The organism is Arthrobacter sp. 05T423, from assembly GCF_056396245.1.
In genome coordinates this window covers 86,997-107,811 of record NZ_JBFTLC010000002.1, presented here as the reverse complement: position 1 = coordinate 107,811, position 20,815 = coordinate 86,997, and the positions used below count along the sequence as shown (strand labels likewise).

General features: G+C 66.6%; 15 protein-coding genes. 4 read left to right on the top strand and 11 right to left on the bottom strand.

Annotated elements, in window-relative coordinates:
- Window positions 1–19: 19 nt before the first annotated feature.
- The 11 genes from AC1DFE_RS03135 to AC1DFE_RS03085 all read right to left on the bottom strand — a co-directional run bounded on the left by AC1DFE_RS03135 (window position 20) and on the right by AC1DFE_RS03085 (window position 14,730).
- Entirely contained in the window at window positions 20–898 is an 879-nt protein-coding gene (locus AC1DFE_RS03135; protein WP_476904452.1) for an ABC transporter permease, read from the bottom strand.
- A gap of 4 nt (window positions 899–902) precedes the next feature.
- A complete protein-coding gene (locus AC1DFE_RS03130; RefSeq protein WP_476904451.1) occupies window positions 903–1,847 on the bottom strand; it encodes an ABC transporter ATP-binding protein in 945 nt (314 codons plus the stop codon).
- Between the two features lie 149 nt (window positions 1,848–1,996).
- Window positions 1,997–3,499: a phosphatase PAP2 family protein gene (locus tag AC1DFE_RS03125; protein ID WP_476904450.1), complete on the bottom strand. Its 1,503-nt coding sequence runs from the start codon at window positions 3,497–3,499 to the stop codon at window positions 1,997–1,999.
- 62 nt (window positions 3,500–3,561) lie between these two features.
- The gene (locus AC1DFE_RS03120; RefSeq protein ID WP_476904449.1) at window positions 3,562–4,758 is read right to left on the bottom strand and encodes an MFS transporter; all 1,197 of its coding nucleotides are present in this window, start codon (window positions 4,756–4,758) and stop codon (window positions 3,562–3,564) included.
- Between the two features lie 184 nt (window positions 4,759–4,942).
- The gene (locus AC1DFE_RS03115) at window positions 4,943–6,625 is read right to left on the bottom strand and encodes an ABC-F family ATP-binding cassette domain-containing protein (protein WP_476904448.1); all 1,683 of its coding nucleotides are present in this window, start codon (window positions 6,623–6,625) and stop codon (window positions 4,943–4,945) included.
- A gap of 107 nt (window positions 6,626–6,732) precedes the next feature.
- Window positions 6,733–8,730: a penicillin-binding transpeptidase domain-containing protein gene (locus AC1DFE_RS03110; RefSeq protein WP_476904447.1), complete on the bottom strand. Its 1,998-nt coding sequence runs from the start codon at window positions 8,728–8,730 to the stop codon at window positions 6,733–6,735.
- Between the two features lie 75 nt (window positions 8,731–8,805).
- Entirely contained in the window at window positions 8,806–10,245 is a 1,440-nt protein-coding gene (locus AC1DFE_RS03105; RefSeq protein WP_476904446.1) for a phytoene desaturase family protein, read from the bottom strand.
- A complete protein-coding gene (locus AC1DFE_RS03100; RefSeq protein ID WP_476904445.1) occupies window positions 10,238–11,707 on the bottom strand; it encodes a glycosyltransferase family 87 protein in 1,470 nt (489 codons plus the stop codon). The genes AC1DFE_RS03105 and AC1DFE_RS03100 overlap by 8 nt, the downstream gene beginning before the upstream one ends.
- Before the next feature lie 152 nt (window positions 11,708–11,859).
- The gene (locus tag AC1DFE_RS03095; protein ID WP_476904444.1) at window positions 11,860–12,033 is read right to left on the bottom strand and encodes a hypothetical protein; all 174 of its coding nucleotides are present in this window, start codon (window positions 12,031–12,033) and stop codon (window positions 11,860–11,862) included.
- Window positions 12,034–12,622: 589 nt separating this feature from the next.
- Window positions 12,623–13,204 (bottom strand): histidine phosphatase family protein, encoded by a 582-nt coding sequence (locus AC1DFE_RS03090; protein WP_306920110.1) that lies wholly within the window; start codon window positions 13,202–13,204, stop codon window positions 12,623–12,625.
- A complete protein-coding gene (locus tag AC1DFE_RS03085; RefSeq protein ID WP_476904443.1) occupies window positions 13,201–14,730 on the bottom strand; it encodes a CCA tRNA nucleotidyltransferase in 1,530 nt (509 codons plus the stop codon). The genes AC1DFE_RS03090 and AC1DFE_RS03085 overlap by 4 nt, the downstream gene beginning before the upstream one ends.
- A 195-nt stretch (window positions 14,731–14,925) precedes the next feature.
- Between AC1DFE_RS03085 and AC1DFE_RS03080 the strand changes: the two genes are divergently transcribed.
- The 4 genes from AC1DFE_RS03080 (at window position 14,926) to trxB (ending at window position 20,780) form a co-directional block, all read left to right on the top strand.
- A complete protein-coding gene (locus AC1DFE_RS03080) occupies window positions 14,926–15,426 on the top strand; it encodes an NUDIX hydrolase (protein ID WP_476904575.1) in 501 nt (166 codons plus the stop codon).
- Window positions 15,427–15,497: 71 nt separating this feature from the next.
- Entirely contained in the window at window positions 15,498–17,633 is a 2,136-nt protein-coding gene (gene murJ, locus AC1DFE_RS03075) for a murein biosynthesis integral membrane protein MurJ (protein WP_476904442.1), read from the top strand.
- A 171-nt stretch (window positions 17,634–17,804) separates the two neighbouring features.
- Window positions 17,805–19,580 (top strand): ABC transporter substrate-binding protein, encoded by a 1,776-nt coding sequence (locus AC1DFE_RS03070; protein WP_476904441.1) that lies wholly within the window; start codon window positions 17,805–17,807, stop codon window positions 19,578–19,580.
- A 243-nt stretch (window positions 19,581–19,823) separates the two neighbouring features.
- Window positions 19,824–20,780: a thioredoxin-disulfide reductase gene (gene trxB, locus AC1DFE_RS03065; protein WP_476904440.1), complete on the top strand. Its 957-nt coding sequence runs from the start codon at window positions 19,824–19,826 to the stop codon at window positions 20,778–20,780.
- Window positions 20,781–20,815 lie beyond the last annotated feature (35 nt).

Genomic DNA, 20,815 nt, shown 5'->3' with positions numbered 1-20,815 from the left:
GGGCAGAACCTGGGTGCGGCTAGACGTCCCGTTTCTTCAGCAGGATCATGGCCAGGACCACCGGCACCACCACCCAGGCTCCCAGCACGAGGGCCGCCTGCCAGGCTTCGAGTGTGTCCGGGACGTGCGCCACGGCGGTCATCGGGGCGATCGTGTTTCCGGGGAGATACTTGCGGGCCTGCTCGAAGAAGTCACCGGGAATGAGCTGGAACGCGATGGGTGCCACAAAGAACAGGCCCACAAGAGCCATGATGCCGCCCGCTGAATTCCGCAGCGCCGTGCCGAGCGCCATGCCGATCGCGGCCACCGCGGCCACATAGGCGCTGGTGACGAGCAGCAGCTTGACGGACTGCGCGCTGGCGAGGTCCAGCTTGAGGCCGAAGTTGTCCAGGATCGGCACCGCAGCCAGCCCGGCGATGAAAGCGGATACCGCCGTCAGGACAAAGGCGCTGACGATGACCACGACCAGCTTGGCAATGAACGCGGCAAGCCGCTTGGGCACGGCCGCAAAGGTCGAGCGGGCCATGCCGGTCGTGAACTCGGAACTCATGAGCAGGACGCCCAGTGAGCCCAGGATCAGTTGCGCGAAGGATACCCCGGAGGTGGGGACGGTGACCGCGAGGTCGCCGCCCTGTGCCGCGATGGCTGCCGCTGCCCCGGGATCGGAGCTGGCCCGGTCCGCGAACTGACCTGTTCCCCATGCGGACAGCGCGCCAAAGCCAACCATGACAGCGGCCGTCGAGGCGAGCAGGATCAGCGTGGACAGGAGGGTGCGGAACTTGATGAATTCGGAATTCAGGACCCGGAAGAAGCTCGGCCCGGGCCCCGGGCTTGCTGCGTTGCGGATGGCGGCGCGGCCTGGACCGGCGGCAGGCTGGGTGAAAGTCGGTGTGCTCATGGCGTCAGTTGCCTCCGGACCGGGCGGGAACCGGGGCTCCCGTGGTGATCAGCGAATGGTATTCGACCTCATCCTTGGTCAGCTCCATGTAGGCCTCCTCGAGGCTCGCCTGGAGCGGGGTGAGCTCATAGATCAGCACCCGGTTGTCCAGCGCGCTCCGGGCAATCTGCCGGGGATCCAGGCCGGTGACCTCGAGAAGTTCGTGGTCCTGCAGCTCAACGGAGACACCGGTTCCGGCGAGGGCGTGCATGAGCCGGTCGGGCTGGTCCGAGCGTACCCGCGTCCGGCTCTGGCCCTTGCCGGCGATGATGTCCTTGATGGCGGCGTCGGCAATGATCTTTCCGCGGCCGATCACAATCAGGTGGTCGGCGGTCAGGGCCATCTCGCTCATGAGGTGGCTGGAAAGGAACACTGTGCGCCCCTCGGAGGCCAGATACTTCACCAGGTTGCGCACCCAGACCACGCCCTCCGGATCGAGGCCGTTGACGGGTTCATCCAGGATGATGGTCTGCGGATCGCCCAGGAGTGCGGCGGCGATGCCCAGCCGCTGGCCCATGCCCAAGGAGAAGCCCTTGACCTTCTTCCGGGCCACGTCCGCGAGGCCGGTCATGTCGATGACCTCATGCACCCGCTTCCGCGGAATACTGTGCGTGGCCGCCATGGCCAGCAGGTGGTTGTACGCGGAGCGGCTCGTGTGGACCGCCTTCGCGTCCAGCAGCGCCCCGATTTCACGCAATGGTGCCGTGTGCCGGGCAAACGGGACACCGTTGACGGTGACGGTGCCCGCCGTCGGGGTATCCAGGCCCATGATCATGCGCATGGTGGTCGACTTGCCGGCCCCGTTGGGTCCCAGGAAGCCGGTGACCTGGCCGGCTCGGACGGTGAAACTGACGCCGCCAACGGCGGTTTTGTCGCCGTAGACCTTCGTCAGGCCTTCTGCCTCAATCATGGAAGCGTTCCTTTGCATAGCTGCGGGCGTGCTGTCTGGTGTGCACGTTCCACGCTACCGACGCCGACGGCCGAATTCGCCGGTCTCAGGGATGATTCAGGGGCGAATCAGGGTTCGGCGCATCATCCGGTGGGATGAGCGGCAGGCCGTCAGCTGTGCTGCCGCGGCGAGTAGTAGCGGAGCGCGGCGCGCTTCAGGGTGAACTCGGCAGCCCGGACGCCCGGCATGGTCTCTCCGTCCACGGCAAGCACCATCGGCGCGGTGCCGCACTCCACGCGGACCCGGGTGGCTTCGGTAAGATGCGTGATTTTGGACGTCGCCACCGTCCCCGTCAGTACGGACCAGAGCATGCGCAGCCGGGCGAAGGACTCGTCGGCCGTCATCATTCTGACGTCGAGCACGCCGTCGTCCAGCACTGGGCGGAAGAGCGGGGCGTGGTCCCTCGGGTAGTAGCGGCCGCGGCCCAGGTACATGATCCACAGCCTGTGCCGGACGCCGTCGACGATCAGGGTGATCGGCTTCTCCACGGCGAACGTCCGGAACATTGCCACGACGCCGGCCAATGGCTTCCCCAGGGCCGGCTGCAGCTGTTCGCGGCGGCGTACCAGGTTCGGGTACAGTCCGATGCTCGCGGTGTTGAGCATGATCATTTCCGCCCTTTCGGGATCGTCCGCGAGGCCGCGTTCGACGGCGACTGCGCCCACATCAGCCAGCGCCGCTTCACCATTTTCTGCTGCGGCCACCGCTTCCACCAGGGACGGAGTGCCGGCGTCCCGGGCAAAGTGGTTGAGGGTCCCGCCGGCGAGCACCAGCAGGGGAAGGTCATGTTCGACGGCGGCAGCCGCGGCAGTGCCCACCGTGCCGTCTCCGCCCCACACCCCGAGTGCGCGGATGCCGGGCAGGGTGGCCACCTCTTCCATCCGCTGGGCAACGTCGTCCTCCGGTGCGATCAGAGCAATATGGGCCAGTGGGAATACTTCCTTCAGGGCGGCTGCGGTTTCCTCGGTGAAAGATCCACCCAGCGTGTTCACGGCGATGCTCAGGCCATCGCCGTGGGGAACCCTGGCCGCCTCCACCTGCCGTCTTGACGTGGCAGGCATGGGCGGACGGACCGGCCACCATTTCCTGGTCACCAGGGCTGCGCCGGCGCCGATCGCCGAACCGAACAGCACGTCCGAGGGCCAGTGCGCGCCCGTATGCACCCTGGAGTACGCAACGGCGGCCGCCACGGGGGCCACCACCGCTCCCAGAGCCGGCTGCACCAGTCCGGTGCCGACGGCGAACGCCACGGCGGAGGCTGAGTGGCCCGACGGCATGGACGAACTGGTGGGCTGCGGGTGGACGAAGCGGAACACCGGCAGATGCTCCGGCAGCGGCCGAGCGCGGGGTAGCAGGGTCTTGAAAACCAGGTTGGTCACGGCGGAAGCCACGCCCTGGGCCAGCAGCCCGTGGACGGCCGCGCGCCTGGTGCGTCCCGGGATGGCGGCAGCCACGGCCGCGACGCCAAACCACAGCTTCCCCTGGTTCGCCGAGGCCGAAAGCCGCCGGAAAAAAGTGTCATGGTGCCCGCCCGGAAAGCCCGAGACGGCCCGCATCAACGTCCGGTCCATGGCGGCAACCCAGCCGGGTCCCCGGCGCAGCATGTGTCGCATTTCCCCACCCTACCGCCCGGTACCGGGGCGTTCCCGGTCTACAAAGTCCTATTCGGTGCGGGTCATTCCCGGACGGGAAGCGGCTTGGCGGCGCCAGCGAGCACCAGGGCAACCACGATCGGCACACCGATGGCCAGCAGTGCCATGTGGATTCCGGTCAGGTCTCCCAGGTAGCCCAGCAGCGGGGGGCCGGCCAGGAAAGCGACGTAGCCAATAGTGGAAACCACCGACACCCTCGCCGCAGCGTGCCGCGGATCGTCCGCCGCTGCCGACATTCCCATGGGGAAGGCCAAGGCGGCCCCCACTCCCCACAGCGCGGCGCCAATAGCAGCCAGCCACAGGTTTCCGGCGAACACGAACAGGGCCAGGCCTGCGGCAGCGGCCGCCATGCTTCCCCGGAGTACTGCCACCCGGCCGTACTTGTCGATAGCGGCGCCGCCAAAGAAGCGCACGGTGGTCATCGCCAGGACGAACAGCGCGAAGAGCAAGGCGCCGGTTGATTCGGAGGTTCCCAGCCCGTCCACGGACGCCTTGGCGATCCAGTCGTTGCCTGCCCCCTCGGTCAGGGTGGCCCCGAGAACCACGACGCCGATCAGCAGGGTGCGGCCGTCCCGCCATGCCGAGGGTCCACGCGACGCCTTGGCTTCGCCGTCGGCCGGCTGTTCCGGCGCGGTGTGGGGGAGGAAGTACCGGGGAGCCACGAACGTCAGCCCTGCCACCGAAGCGGCGATGACCAGCAGGTGTTGCGGCAGGCCAACGCCCAGTCCTGACACGCCCGCGCCGATCAGCGCACCTACGAAGGCCCCGCCGCTGAAGGCCGCGTGGAACTTGGGCATCACGGTCTTGCGGAGCCGGTGCTCGACGTCGGCCCCCTCAACATTCTGGGACACGTCCCACAGCCCGACGCCCATGCCGAAGAAGAAGAGCGAGACCGCGGTGCCGGGCACCGATTCAGCGAGCAGCGATGCCGAGATGCCCGCACTCGCCAGCGCGGCCAGCATGCCGCTGGCGCGAACGCTGTTGGCCGTGCCAATGCGGGTGATGATGTGCCCGGCGGTGGGAAGCGCGATCAGCGATCCGACGGCGGTGCACAGCAGCAGGGTTCCCATCTGCCCGGACGAGATCCCCAGGATCTCCGTGACCGCCGGAATGCGGGCCGCCCAGCTCGCGAAGACCAGTCCGTTGGCGCCGAAAATGATGAACGTGGCCAAGGCGGCGGCGGAGACCTGCCGGCCGGCAAGCTGCTGGGTTGAGGTCATCCGACAACTCTAGCCAACCACCAACGCTCTCTCACTTCCTGCAGCAAATCGAGCGACGCTCTCTCACTTCCTGCAGCAAATCGAGCGACGCTCTCTCACTTCCTGCAGCAAATCGAGCGACGCGCTCTCACCGGATGCGAGAGCGTCGCCGCAAAACGTGCAGGAAATGAGAGAGCGTCCGGCGTCAGCGGGCGCGCTCAACCCGCTTCTCGTCCCAGACCGGTTCAGCGGACTCGTAGACCTTGCCGTCGGAGCCGAAGACCAGGAAGCGGTCGAAGGTCCGGGCGAACCAGCGGTCGTGCGTGACCGCAAGGACCGTGCCCTCGAAGTGGTCGATGGCCCGCTCGAGTGCCTCGGCCGAGTGCAGGTCCAGGTTGTCGGTGGGCTCGTCGAGCAGGAGCAAGGTTGCGCCGGAGAGCTGCAGCAGCAGGATCTGGAACCGTGCCTGCTGGCCGCCGGACAGCGACTCGTACTTCTGCTCCGACTGGCCCGCCAGTCCGTAGCCGTCGAGCGCGCCCGCAGCGGCTTCGCGGCCCAGGCCGGAGCGGTGCTCATCGCCGCGGTGCAGGATCTCCAGCAGGGTCTTGCCCAGCAGGTCCGGCCGGACGTGGGTCTGCGCAAAGAACCCGGGGCGGATGCGGGCGCCGAGTTTCACGGTGCCCTCGTGGGGCACTTCGGCGATTTCGACGTCGGACACCGGAAGGTGTTCCCGCTCCGGATCCGTGCCCCCGGTGGCGAGCAGCCGCAGGAAGTGGCTCTTGCCCGAGCCGTTGGAGCCGAGCACGCCCACCCGGTCACCGAACCAGATCTCGGTGGAGAAGGGCTTCATCAGCCCGGTCAGCTCCAGCTTTTCGGCCACGATGGCACGCTTGGCGGTGCGGCCGCCCTTGAGCCTCATCTGGACGTTCTGCTCGATCGGAAGGGCTTCCGGCGGCCCGGCCTCGAGGAACTTGGCCAGCCGGGTCTGGGCCGCATGGTACCGGTTGGCCATGTCCGAGCGGAAGGCTGCCTTGTTCTTGTACATGTTGACGAGTTCCTTGAGCTTCGCGTGCTCCTCGTCCCAGCGCTTGCGAAGCTCCTCGAAGCGCGCGTTCCGGTCGGCCCTGGCGTCGACGTAGGAGCCGAAGCCGCCACCGTGGATCCAGGCGCCGGCCCCGTTGATGCCCGGTTCAAGGGTCACGATGCGGCCGGCGGCGTTGTTCAGCAGTTCCCGGTCGTGGCTGATGAAGAAGACCGTTTTCCGTGATTCGTTGAGCTTTTCCTCGAGCCAGCGCTTGCCCGGAACGTCGAGGTAGTTGTCCGGTTCGTCGAGGAGCAGCAGTTCGTCGGGGCCGGCAAAGAGTGCCTCGAGCACCAGGCGCTTCTGCTCGCCGCCGGACAGCGTCGACGCGCGGCGGTGCTGGGCGCGGTCAAAGGGCAGCCCCAGCGCGGCCATGCACACCTCGTCCCAGACGGTTTCGACGTCGTACCCTCCGGCGTCTCCCCAGTCCACGATTGCCTGGGCGTAGCGCATTTGGGTGGGCTCGTCGTCGTGCTCCAGCATGGCCAGCTCCGCCTCATCCACGGCGCGGGCGGCGTCCGCCAGCGCCGGCGGGGCGGCGGATACCAGCAGGTCGCGGACCGTGGAGTCGTCCCGGACCTGGCCCACGAACTGGCGCATGATGCCCATGTTGCCGGAGCGGCCGATCACGCCTTCATCCGCGGTCAGATCACCGGAGATGATCCGGAACAGCGTGGTCTTGCCTGTGCCGTTCGGCCCGATGAGCGCCGTCTTGGTGCCGTCCGGGACCTTGAAGGTCACCCCGTTAAGCAACTGGGTGCCGTCGGAGAGGAAGTAGTCGATGCCGGAAACGTCAATATGGGCCACCGGCCAATTCTCCCACGCCCCGCACCCCGGAGTTTTTGTCCAGATATCGTCCCCAAATGCGCCCTAAAGTCGCGACAAGTGGACAAAAACTCCCGCGGGGTGGGGTGTCAGCCGGCTGCCGTCAGGAACTTTTTCAGCAGCGGGCCCGAAGTGGTGGCCCCGAATCCGCCGTCCTCCACGAACACCGCCACGGACAGGTCGCCGTGCACCGCGATGATCCATGCATGGGTCTTGGGCGGCGTGGCGTTGCCGTACTCCGCTGTACCGGTCTTGGCCCCTACGGGGGCGCCGGGTACCTCTGCCAGGTACCCGGCGTGGCCCGAGGTCACCACCGCGCGCATCATGTCAGCGAGGGCGGCGGCTTCAGTCTTGTTGATGGGGTTCTGGGCAGACTTAGCGGGGGCTTCAGCCGTGACGGTCGACGACGGTGCAGACCCTTGCGCCGTCGGCGTGCCGCCAGCCGGGCTCGCCGACGCGGATGGCGACGTGGCGCTCTCCTCGACCAGAACCGGGGACACGGGCGCACCCTTTGCCACCGATCCGGCCATCACGGCGCCTGCAAGGGGCGACAGCAGGATCCGGCCCTGGCCGATCATGGCTGCTGCATGTTCCGTGCCCTCCGCCTCACCGGGGACGGAACCCATGAACGCGTCGGCACCCAGCTTCGGTGCCTCAACGGCCACCCCAAGGGACGTAGCCGCGGACTCCAGCTGGGCCTGGGTGACCTTGTCCCGGGCGCCGATGAAGGCGGTGTTGCAAGAGTGGGCGAAAGCTTCCCGCAGAGGCACTGACCCGAGGGCGTCGGCGGGATAGCCTTCTGCATTCTTGAATTTCCGGCCATCCACCGTCAGCGTCGGCGTGCACTGGACTGTTGAATCGGGCGTGAAACCGTTCCGCAGCAGGGCGAGGGAATCCACCACCTTAAAGGTGGATCCCGGGGCGTACTCGCCCAGCATAGCGGTGTTGTAGCCGTTGCTTCCTGGCCCCGAGGCTGCGGCCAGGACCGCTCCCGTTGAGGGGCGGATAGCCACGATGGCAGACGGGGACTTGACGTCGGCCAGGGTGTCCTCGGCGAGCTGCTGCAGCTTCGTGTCGAGGGTGATCTGCAGCGGCGTGCCGGGAACCGCCTTCACTTCGAAGACGGTGCGCCGCGGGTCCGTCGGAGCGGCCTGGATCTCTTCCCTGGTCAGGTCCGCGCGCTGCACGCGGACAACGGTGCCGTCAGTGCCGCGGAGCTGGGCGTCGTACTGCTGCTGGAGCCCGCCCGTGCCGATGACGTCGCCGGCAGTCAGCGTGCCTTTCGACTTTTCAATCTGCTCGGCGCTGGCTTCGCCTACCGTGCCAAGGACGGCCCGGGCAAAATTCCGCGTCGGTGCCAGCGGCAGTTCGCCCGGGATCGCCCGGCCACCCGGAACCGCCTCGATCTGGGCGTCGGTCACGGCACGGTCGCTGGTGTTGCGCAGGGTGATGGCGGGAACGAACGCCTCCGCACCTGACGCCTGCACCTGCTGCACGTAGGCCGCGGGATCCACGCCCACCAGCTTGGCCAGCTTGGTGGCGGAGTCGGCGGCATCGGCGCCGCCCAGCTGCGGCTTATCAATTCCCACGTTGACCACCGGACGCAACGTGACCAGCTTCTGGTTGCCGGCACCGAGGATGTCCGCGCGCGGAGACGACTGCGTGGCCTTGCTGAGGATCTCCCCTTCGGCAAGGTTCGGGACCAGTATCCCTGGCGACCAGACGGTAAGCCACTTGTCGCCGGACTTCCGCAGGTCAGCCGAGACGGTGTACTTCCACTCGCCGGTGGAGACCTTCCAGCTGTAGTTCAGCGGGATCCGGGCGGTGTCGCCGTCGAGCGTCAGCTCGCCCGCTTCAACGGAGGGCTTGGCCGGCGCCAGCGCCTTGAAGACCTGGTTGAGCTGGTCGTTGGCCACGGTTGAGTCGCGGCCGTCAAAGGCCACAGGGCGGATATCCAGGGCGGCTACGGCGGAGGCCAACTGCTTCGCCGCGGCCTCCGCGCCGCCGCGGCCGTCGTCGCACGCCGAAAGCGAACCGCTGAGTATGAGACCAGCAAGGACAAGTGAAAGTTTTTTGGTGTTCCCCACGGCGCTATTATCCCCCGGCGGCAGCCGGGCGCCAGCCACATCACTGCCGCGCCACAGCCAAGGGACGGGCGCGCGCTAAAGGCCGAGTGCCGGCACGTCCAGGCCGAATATGTCCTTGAGTGCATATTTGGCGGCGTGGAACCCTGGCATACCGGTAACACCGGGCCCCGGCGGAGTTGAGGAGGAGCACAGGTAAACCCCGCGGGCGGGTGTTCGCCACGGCACGGGTGAGACCACCGGCCGCTGCAGCAGACCCCGGGCGTCCAGGAGGCCGGCGCTGAAGTCGCCCCCGACATAGTTTTCGTTGTAGGCGGCCAGCTCGGCCGCCGTCGTGACCTTGTGCCGCACCACGAGGTCACGAAAGCCGGGCGCGAAGCGCTCCAGCTGGTCCATGACGGCGTGGCCCATATCCACCGTGGACCCGGAAGGAACGTGGCAGTAAGCCCAGAGGATGTGCCTGCCGTCCGGTGCGCGGCCGGGATCAACCACGGACGGCTGTGAAACCAGGACGTACGGCCGCTCCGGGTGCCGGCCCTGGGACACGGCGTTCTCCGCCTCAGCCATCTCCGCGCGCGTGCCACCCACGTGCACGGTTCCGGCCCCTGCCAGTCCCGCAGCGGTCCACGGCACGGGCCCGGACAGGATGAAGTCAACCTTGCATGCGCCGTTGCCGAACCGGAAGGACTCCAGTGCGTTGCGGTAGGAGGCGGGCAAGCGGCTACCGGCGATGCGGGACAGGGCCGGAGGCGCAACGTCCAGCAGCACTGCCTTCGCCGGCTCCAGCTCGGCCAGCGACGTGACCCGGAATCCTGTCTGCAGTACGCCGCCATGGGCTTCGACGTCCTTGGCCATCGCATCGGCGATCGCGGACGATCCGCCTACCGGAATGGGCCATCCCCCGCTGTGCGCCAAGGCGTTGAGCAGCAGGCCGGCTCCCGCCCCGGACAGGGACGGCAGGCGCCCCACGACGTGGGCGGCCACACCGCTTACCAGGGCGGGCGCCAGCTCCTGCCGGAAGCGCAGGTTCCACAGCCGCGAGCCCTGCTCAAAGGTCCGCAGTCCCAGAACGGCGGCGGCCAGTGGGTCGCCGGGCACCCGCAGCAACTGGTCGGACGTGGTTTTCACGACGCCGTCAATGTGCCGCACCAGCGGAGCGAGGAGCCTGCGGTAGGCACGACCGTCGCGGCCCAGCTCGTCGGCAGTCCGGTCGAGTGACCGGTATGCCAGGGCTGACCGGCCGCCGTCCAACGGGGAACCGAACTGAACTGCCGGAAGCTGCAGGTCCACCCGGCGGGGAAGTTCGAAGGCCCGGAAAAACGGTGAAGCCAGGGCCATGGGATGCACGGCCGAGCAGACGTCGTGCCAATGCCCTTCTTCGATGACCTCGGACGTCCGGGTTCCGCCGCCGAGCTGGTCAGCGGCCTCGTACACGTGCACCTTGAGTCCGGCCCGCGCCATGACGACGGCGGCGGCAAGTCCGTTGGGCCCGGAACCAACGACGGCGACATCAGGCATCGCGGGCCACCGTCCGCCAGGGGACCAGGGACGCTGAGGGACGAAGGGGATCAATCCGCAGCCAGTCCGGGGCGTTGTTGAAGGGACCGCCATGCGGATCGTCCATGGCATGCCGCCGGATGGGATCGTAGCGGGGGTCCCAGATGTCCCACGCGACCCGCAGCATAAGATATGCAGTAGCAAGCATATGTGCGGCGACGGCCAGGACGTAGTAGGGCATGTCGATGTTGTGCTGTGAGACGCCGCCGCTGGTCACTTGGCCAAGATACATCCAGATGGCCGCCCAGTGCAGCCCCTCGATCCCTTGCCAGATCAGGAAGTCGCGCCACTTCGGCCGGGCGAGGGCCAGCAGCGGCACGAGCCACAGGACGAACTGCGGCGAGTAGACCTTATTGGTGAGGATGAAGGCAGCGACGATCAGGAAGGTCAGCTGCGCAATTCGCGGCCGCTGGGGTGCGGTCAGGGCCAGTACCGCGATGAGGACACAGGCCAGCACGAACACATTCAGAGCCAGCGTGTTGATGGCCTCCGGAGTGAGGAGCGTCCAGCGCACGCGCCCGGCCACGAGATTGTAGGCGAACCAGGGCGAGCTGTAACCGGCGGGACGGTCCTGGGTGAAGTCGAAAAAGTACTTCCAGCCAGCCGGATCGTGCGCGGCAATGGGCACATTGATGGCGAGCCAGGCCCCGGCGGCTGATGCTGCCGGGACCAGGAAGGAACGGAGTTTCCCGGTGCGCAGGGCCAGCAGGAAGATGGCACCGAACACCAGGACCGGATACAGCTTGGTGGCGGTGCCCAGACCGATCAGAACACCGGCCAGAACCAGCCGGTCCCGGGACAGGAAGTACATGCCGAGGGCCAGCATGGCCACGGCCCACATGTCCCAGTTGATAACGCCGGAGAGGACGATGCCGGGCGCCAGGGCCACCATGGCCGCGTCCCAGGGCCGGCGTCGGGTCATCCTTGCGGTGGCCAGCACAGTGACAATCCAGACGGCGGCGATCAGGGTGGCATTGACGTCAAAGTAGCCGAGGACCCGGGCGTCCGTGACTCCCGTGCCGGGCACCAGGCGGGCGGTAACGCCGGCAATCAGGCCCATCAGGACCGGATACTCGAAAAGGGCACCGGGCGTGAAGAACGGAAAGGCTCCGTCTCCCAGGCCCCGGTTGCGGAACAGCTCAGGGAAGTCCGAATAGCAGGTCGCGTAGAACTGCGACGGCGTCTCCCACCCGTTAACGCGGCAGTAGTCCTTGATGGTGATGGCAGCGAGGGCGGCGAGCACCGTGAGGATGATCAACACGCGTTCCACCGTGAAAAAGCCCGGGGAGACCACTCCCGGGGCGGACCGCTGGCCCAAGGGTCCGCCGATGAGCTCGGTGAAGTTCCGCAAGAGCCGGTCGCTGCGGCTCGGCACCACCAGTCGCGCGAGCTTTCGATCGGGCGGCGGCTGGGTCTCCTGCATGGTCTCGAGCTTACCTTTGAGACACCACTTATCTGGGGAGAGCCCGCGCGTAGCCGCGCGGGCTCCCTGCGGAAATTGCTGACCGATGCGGCCCATCAGATCCTCCTGATCGGATCGAAGGGTTGGATCGAAAACTGCGAAGGGCCGGTGGATCAGCGCAGGCTGCTCATCTGCTGATGCATGAGCACGTAGACGTCCTCCCGTTTCTGGTCCAGCAGCTCGCCGTCGAACTGGGACGGCTGGCCTGCTGGCGCCTCAGAGCCGGAAAGGCCGGCAGTATCGCCGGAAACAGGGCCGGAGAAGACCTCCTGGAGTTTGCGGAGCATTGATTTTCACCTCCTTTCGGGAATGGCGAAAGAATCCGGGCACGGCAATTAAGGCCATTTGGACACGCAAAAGAATGTCCGGAAAAGGGCGAAGAAATGCCCGCGAAGAAAAAGGAATCCGCAAAAGGCGGTAAATGGTCCGCGGGGCGGCAGTGCGGCAATCCCAACAAGAAGCAGGGTTCGGAATTATGGGGGAGCTGCGCAACCGCGTGGTTCCGCTACATCAGACCGCCGGGATCAGAGTTCCTGAGAACGAGGCAGAATGATCTGCCGGTATCCCGCCTGCGCACCCACTATGCGGAGGAGGCTCACGGGGGAGTCAGAATTAGGCTCGGGCGAGTCCGTGAAGAGGGCGCGCGGCAGCAACGAAGGCCGGAAACGCGGTGATGGTCATCTTCCATCCGCTAGTCAAAGTAATCATTTTCCCAACCTCCTTTTCTGCTCTGCCGCTGGCCGGCTGACTGGCCGGGCAACGTGCGCCATGACCCTGGCTGGTCGCTCTGGGGTCAGCAATAAAAGTACACCAGGAATGACGGCGGGGACTACCTATTTTTTCAAAAGTACGGAAAATAAATCCACAAAGGTGCTATTACAGACCCCAGCGGACAATCGCGGGCGTTCTTTTATCCCAGCCGAGGGTGCAGACTTTCGCCGTGCCCAGAATAAAGTGCCTGCCCTCCTCAGGTTCAAGTTCGAGCCATCGTGCGGTGAGAATGCGGGAAAAATGGCCGTGGGCCACGATCAGGACGTTATCCAGCCCGGACTCCAGGACACGGGCCACGATCTTGTCTGCGCGGGCAGCGACGTCGTGCAGCTTTTCCCCGTTGGGAACCCCATGCGTCCAGATGAGGTAGTCGGGGTTGTCCTTGCGGATCAGGTCGGAGCTGATGCCCTCGTAGTCGCCGTAGTCCCATTCCACCGCGAGCGGTTCGTGGACGGCATCAGGAAAACCGGCGAGTTCTGCGGTGCGCCGGGCGCGGCGCAGTGGTGAGGTCAGAACTAGGTCGAAATCGACGGTGTCCAGAATCCTGCGCGCCTCGACCGCCTGCTGCTCGCCCTCCACCGTCAGGGGCAGGTCCGTCAGCCCGGTGTACTGGCCGCTCTTGGACCATTCGGTTTCGCCGTGCCGCAGGATCCAGAGCTGGGGGCGGGCGATATTGGCGGCGTTCACTTGTACTCCTCGGTTGGGGAAGATTCGACGTCGGCGGGAAGGACGGGAGAAGCGCTGGAAGCAGGTAGGCCGGCAGGAGCAGGAGCAGCGGCTTCGGGCTGCCCCGCCCACCAGGTCCGGAGCCGGGCCTCGGCGTCGGCAGGGTCGAGCGGGCCGTTTTCCATCCGCTCCTCCAGCAGGAACTTGTACGCCCTGCCCACGACGGGCCCGGGCTTGAGGTCCAGCAGGGCCATAATCTCGGCGCCGTTCAGGTCCGGACGGACTGCGTCCAGGGATTCCTGCTCGCGGAGGGCCGCGATCCGGGACTCGAGGTCGTCGTACGCGAAGGACAGCCGCTCGGCCTTGCGCTGGTTGCGTGTGGTGACGTCGGAACGGGTCAGCCGGTGCAGTCGCTCCAGGAGGGGACCGGCATCGGTGACGTAGCGGCGCACGGCCGAATCCGTCCATCCGGCGTCCCCGTAGCCGTAGAAGCGCATGTGAAGTTCCACGAGGCGGGCCACCGCCTTGATGGTGTCGTTGTCGAAGCGCAGGTTCTTCATCCGCTTCGTGGTCAGCTTGGACCCCACCATGTCGTGGTGGCGGAAGCTGACCGCGCCGCCCGGTTCGAACCGGCGCGTGGCCGGCTTCCCGACGTCGTGCATCAGTGCGCCAAACCGCAGGACAAAGTCGGGGCCGGGGACGGCACCGTCTGAATCAGTTTCCAGAGCGGCCGCCTGCTCCAGCACCTGGAGGGAGTGCTGGTAGACGTCCTTGTGGCGGTGGTGTTCGTCCGATTCCAGCCGGAGCGCGGACACTTCGGGCAGCACGAACTCGGCGAGGCCGGTGTCCACGAGCAGGTCGATGCCTGCGCGCGGGTGCTGCCCGCAGACGAGTTTGACCAGTTCATCGCGGACGCGCTCGGCCGAGATGATGCTGATGCGCTCGGCCATCCGGGTCATGGCAACGCTGACGTCCTCGCGCACGGACACGCCCAGCTGGGAAGCAAACCGCGCCGCCCGCATCATCCGCAGGGGATCATCGGAAAAGGACGCCTCGGGGGCACCGGGAGTGGCCAGCACGGACGCGTGCAGGTCGCGGACTCCGCCAAATGGATCCACCAGTTCCAGCGACGGCAGCCGCAGGGCCATGGCGTTAATGGTGAAGTCGCGGCGCAGGAGGTCGTCCGTGAGGGAGGACCCGAAGGCCACCACAGGCTTCCGGGACTCGGGGTCGTAGGCTTCGGCGCGGTAGGTGGTGATTTCGATCTGGAAGCCGGCCTTGCGCATGCCGATCGTTCCGAACGCGCGGCCGATCTCCCAGAAGTTGTCCGCCCACTTTTTAATCAGCGCCACGGTCTGGTCCGGCGTCGCGTCGGTCGTGAAATCGAGGTCGGGGGAGGTGCGGCCCAGGAAGAGGTCCCGGACCGGGCCGCCGACGAGCGACAGCTCATGACCGGCGTTCACGAACCGCTGGCCAAGCTCCAGGACCACCGGGTCCACCTGGAAGTCAACGGTGTGAAGATCAGTCTTTTGATGTGCGTGCGCCATAGTTACTTAAGCTTGTCAGAAAACCAAGCCCTACCGCACCAAATCCCGTCATTGTGCGACGGCGCCGGCAAAGCCCGTCACATGCAGTCCACCTGGAAGCCATGTCCCGGTCATCACGGCGGGGCAAGAGTCGTTAGAGTGGACTGCATGGCCCATCCAGTACCGAGCGCTCCCGGCAGGAGGACGAACCCACCGTTGCCGTCGGCAATCGGTGCACACGTCGCGCCTGCACCGCACTCGGCCCCGGCCTCGCTTCCCACCGTTGAGGAGATCTCCGCCGGCGGCGTCGTGGTGGACACGTCCGACGACGAACTAAGGGTGGCGATTATCGCCCGCCTTAATAGGGGCGGACGGCTGGAGTGGTGCCTGCCCAAGGGCCACCCGGAGGGCCGGGAAAACAACGAGGAAGCCGCAGTCCGTGAGATTGCCGAGGAAACCGGCATCGACGGGAAGATTCTGGCCCCGCTGGGCAGCATCGATTACTGGTTTACCGTCAGCGGGCACCGCGTGCACAAGACCGTGCACCACTATCTGCTGCGCGCCACCGGCGGTGAGCTCACCGTCGAAAACGATCCTGACAAGGAAGCCGTTGACGTTGCCTGGGTTCCCATCAACGAGCTTGCCCGCAAGCTGTCGTTTCCGAATGAACGCCGCATCGCCGACCTGGCACGCGAAGTCCTCCCCGAGCACCTCTGACCGCCGGGCAATGCCGGCCGGGAGCCCCCGGCGTGCCGCAATATCAGCACGCGGGTGAGACGATGAAGACAATGTCAGCAGTCAATACGCCCTCCGATCAGCCCGCACAGCCAGGCGAGACACCGCCCGGTGTGACGCCCGCAGGCGAGGCCGCTTCCAGTGTGCAGCCCGGCGAGGCCCCTGCCGGTGCCGCGCAGCCCGGCGAGGCCCGCTCCAGCGCCATCATGGCCGCCGGAACGCTGGTGTCCCGTGTGCTCGGATTCGGCAAGACCTGGATGCTGGGCGCAGCGCTGGGCCTGGGCTCCACGGTCAATGACACGTTCATCAACGCCAACAACCTGCCCAACCTGATCTTCCTGCTGGTGGCCGGCGGCGTCTTCAATGCCGTGCTGGTGCCGCAGATCATCAAAGCCAGCAAAGCCCCGGACAGGGGAGCGGACTACATCAGCAGGCTGCTCACGCTCGCGGTGCTGGTGCTCCTGTCCTTGACCCTGCTGGTCACACTGTTTGCACCGGCCGTCATTGAGCTCACCACGCAAGGCTACTCGGCGCAGCAGCGGGCCGTCGCGGTCGCCTTCGCCTTCTGGTGCCTGCCGCAGATCTTCTTCTATGGGCTGTACGCACTGCTGACGCAGGTCCTCAATGCCAACGGGGCCTTCGGCCCGGCCATGTGGGCGCCCATCCTGAACAACATCGTGGCCATTGCCGGCCTTGGCATGTTCATCTGGATCTTCGGCGCCAATGTGGTCAACCCGCATTCTCTGGATAACTGGGGGGCGTCCCAGACGTTCTTCGTCGCGGGGTTCTCCACCATCGGCGTCATCTCCCAGACGGCCATCCTCCTGATCCCAGTGCTGCGGCTGAGGCTGGGGCTGCGCCCGCGCTTCGGCTGGCGCGGCGTCGGGCTCGGCCAGGCCGCGAAGCTGAGCGTGTGGACGCTCATGACTGCAGCCGTCGGGCAGCTGGCGTTCCTGTACGTCATGCGTATCGCCACCATTCCCGGCGCCGAACGGCTCCGGCTGCAGGAGGCCGGCGACCCCGCTGCCGCCATGCTTCCCGGCAACGCCGTGCTGGAAGTGGCCAGCCAGCTGTACCTGCTGCCGCACTCCATCATCGCGCTCTCGCTGGCCACCGTGCTGTTCAACCGCATGACCCGCGCCTCGCAGGACGGCAACCGCGCGGCGCTTCGGGAGGCCCTGTCGCAGGGACTGCGGACCATGGCAGTGGCCACGGTGTTCGGCGCCCTGGCGCTGTTCGCCCTGGCTGGCCCGCTGGGCATGTTCTTCTCGGGCGGTCTGCGTACCGATGGCGTGATGCTGGCGCAGACCCTCACCATCCTGGCGCTCAGCACCCCGTTCATGAGCGCCAACTTCATGATGTCCCGGGTCTTCTACGCCAACGAGGACGCACGCACGCCCTTCTACATCCAGCTGGTGCTGGCCCTGGTGAACGTGGTGGCCGCGTTCTTCATTCAGTTCCTGCCGTTCGACCGGATCATTTTCGCCATCGCCGTCCTTTACACCGCGGGAAACATCCTCTCGGTAATCGTCTCGGCGTTCTTCCTCCGCCGGCTGCTGGGGCACCTGGACGGCCCGCGGATCATCAACTCGTACATCCGCATGGGCTACGCGGCCCTCGGTTCGGCGGTAGCGGGCGTGGGTGCGCTGTGGCTTCTGGGCAGCTACAGCCCGCTCGGTTTTGCCTGGAGCAGCCGTCCAGCCGCTTTGGTGACCATCGTCGTCGTCGGGCCTGTCATGCTGGCCGTGTACCTGCTGCTGCTGAAGCTTCTCCGGGTCACAGAACTGCGTGACCTGCTGCGGCCGCTGCTGGGGCGGCTGGGCCGCAGTTCCGGCGCCCCGGCTGCTCCCACGGCCGCCGCAACCGCCGGGGCTTCGGCTGCCGCAGCATCCGCTGGCACTGCCATGCGGCGGCGTCCGACGGCGCAACGCGCCACAGTCTCTTCGGACACCGGCCTGATTCCCAGGATTTCCGGCGAGTTCGACTCTGCCTCCTTCCGCGCCGGGCCCGCTCCCCAGCCGGAACCGGAAGATTACGACGGCGCCACTTACCTTCCGGAGGAGGACGTCCCCGGGACGGCACGGGGGAACGCCCTACGCGGGGAGATCCCGCTTCCGGGCCGACGGACCTACCAGGGCACCCCTGGCCAGAACCCGCATTTCCCCTCGCGGCGGAGGAAGAAAAAGTAGTCCGGACGGCAGTCGGCCAGCCCCGTCTTCCGCGGCCGTTGCACAGCATCGGCTAGGATCGAGGGGAACAAGGGTAGTTGCAGACCAAGCGGTCAGCCGGCGTGCCGGAGGCCATCCTGGCGATGCATCGCCAGGGCCAGAAGCAATTCCCGGACAGGCTAGGAGGAACACGTGTCCCACCCGATCGATGTCGGATCAGTACTTGGCGGCCGCTACAAGGTCACGGCCACAGTGCTGAGTTCGCATGACCAGGATCTGGTGCTGGACGGTGTGGACCAGGTGCTGAACCGCCCGGTCAGCATCCTGGTGGCCGGCCCGTACAACGCCGAACAGGTGGCACAAAGCGCCCGCGAAGTGGCCACCGGCGAACGCCCCGGGAATGTGCAGATCCTGGACCTTGGCGTCAGCGATGCCACGACATACCTGATCACCAACCACACTTCCGCTGCGGACCTGCTGGACCTTGTGGTGGCCTCCAACCCGCCCTACGTGGAGCCGTTTTTCACGGACACCCTGGGCAGCGAGATCTTCGGCCAGGCGCGCTCCCACGAACCCGAAACCTACGACGAAGACGACGAGGTTGAAGCCGGGTACATCAGCTACGGCGAAGGCCAGTCCGGGCAGGACGCAGAGTATCCTGCCACCGCTCCGAGCCCGGCCGCCAGCCGCTCGGTCCACGGCGCCCCCACTCACGGAGCCGCGACTCCGCAGGGGCTCGGGCAGCAGGCACCCGCCCAGCAGGCGCCCACTGCACCGGTGCGTAAGGCTCCGGTCGTGCCGCCGCTTCCCGCCGGACGCCCCGCGGGGCGTCCGGCAGCCGGCCGCGCTGCTGCAGGCGGGGCCGCCGCTGGTGCCGCTGGCCTGGCCGGGTCGGCCAATTCCCGGGGCAACCGGCAGCAGGCCGTCCCGGAGACCACGGCGCCGCAGCCGATCCAGGCGGATAAGGGCTATGAACAGGACGCCGTCCGGGAGACCGTCCAGCACGACAACGTTGAGCAGGCACTCCTGCAGCGCGACACCGGCCGCTCCGGAAACGGCGCACGCGGTGCCGCCGATGCGGGCGCGGGTGCTGCGTCCGCCGGTGCAGCGGCTGCCGCATCCGGCGACGGCCACAACTCATCCAAGGTGTCGCTGTGGTCCGAGAACGACTATGACTACGTCCCGGAGGACGAGTACGACGACGAGGGTAGTGACGCGCACGAGCAGGACCGCCGTGCAGGCAATTTCCCCGGTGCGGCCCGTACGGGGACCGCTCCCGCAGCCGATTATTACGACGATGAAGACGACGAGCCGCAGAAGGAACCGCGTTCCATGCGGTGGCTTGTGGGTGGCCTGCTCGCAGCCGTCCTGATCGTCGGACTCATCTTTGCGGTGACCAACCTCGGCAGCCTTTTCAAGAGTGCACCCCAAACGGGAGCCGCCCCCGTAAGCACGGCGCCGCCGTCGGCCGCCACCCAACCCACCGGGACGCCCACCAAGAGCACGGCGCCGGTGGCAGGGCCGCCGGCCATCGAGGGGATCACCCGCCAGGGCAACTTTGATTTCGCTGCGACTTATGACGATGACCTCGGCAAGGCGTTCGACGGAAACGCGGCGAGCTACTGGTCAGACATGGAGTTTGCCACTGAGGACTGGGGCGGTTTGGCTCCCGATGGTGTCCCGCTGGTGGTGAAGCTCAAGAGCCCGTCCCAGGTCTCTTCGATCACCCTGAACCAGTTGGGTGCCTCGGGCGGCAGCATCACGGTCTTCACCAACGATCGTCCCTCGCTCGATGGTGCAAAGCAGGTGGGAACCAACAGCTTCACCTCGCCCGACCTCACCATGCCGCTGCCCGAACCGGTGACGGCGCAGTACGTCATCATCTCGATCAAGAACCTGCCCAAGCTCGCGGCCCCGAAGACCCGCTTTGGGTACGGCCTGCGGCTCGCGGAGATCAAGGTCCAGTAGGAGACACTGCCAGTAGGGAGGCTGCTGTCCAGCAGCCACATTCCCCCCCGGGCGTAACCGGCATGCCCTGAGGTTGCCGGAGGCGGTAACCTTGTGGAAAGTCCCGTGGCGGTGTGTCCGTGCAGGCGCGGGCGTTCCCGCCTGCCCCCAAAGACGAGTGGAATATTCCACACTGCCAATCAGTTGTGCCATGTGGCCGGCCGGAAGGCTGGCGCATCGACAAAGGAAGAGGTTCACCGTTCAGTGAGCACCGCAGAAAACAGCGCGTCAGAAGTACGTGATGTCATCATCGTCGGCTCCGGCCCCGCGGGCTACACGGCCGCCGTGTACACGGCCCGCGCCAACCTGAAGCCGCTGCTTCTGGCTGGCTCCGTCACTGCGGGCGGTGAGCTCATGAACACCACCGACGTCGAGAATTACCCGGGTTTCCCCGAGGGCATCATGGGTCCGGACCTCATGGAAAACTTCGAGAAGCAGGCTGCCCGCTTCGGCACCGAGATCCAGTTTGAGGACGTCACCGCCCTGGATCTCGACGGCGACATCAAGACTGTCACGATCGCAACGGGGGAGGCCTTCCGCGCCCGGGCCGTCATCCTGTCCACCGGCTCGGCCTACCGCGAGCTTGGTCTGGCCAACGAAAAGCGCCTCTCCGGCCACGGTGTGAGCTGGTGTGCAACCTGCGACGGTTTCTTCTTCAAGGACCAGGACATCGCTGTGATCGGCGGCGGCGACTCTGCCATGGAGGAAGCGCTGTTTCTCACCAAGTTCGCCAAGTCCGTGACCGTGGTGCACCGCCGCGATACTCTGAAGGCTTCCAAGATTATGGGTGACCGCGCCCAGGCCCACGAAAAAATCAACTTCGTGTGGAGCTCTGCCGTGGAGGACGTCCTCGGCGGTGACAAGGTCACCGGCCTGAAGCTGAAGAACCTGGTCGACAGCACCGAATCCGAGCTTGCCGTGACCGGAGTCTTTGTGGCCATCGGCAACGATCCCCGCACCGATCTCGTTAAGGACAGCCTTAAGATCACGGACGCCGGAACCATCGCCGTCGAGGGCCGCAGCTCCCGCACCAGCATCAAGGGCGTCTTCGCCGCCGGCGACGTCGTGGATCCGACCTACCGCCAGGCGATCACTGCTTCCGGCTCGGGCTGCGTTGCGGCGATCGACGTTGAGCACTACCTCGCAGACCTTCACGCCTGACCGGCGCTGAAATTCATTCGAAGAGAGAGACAAGG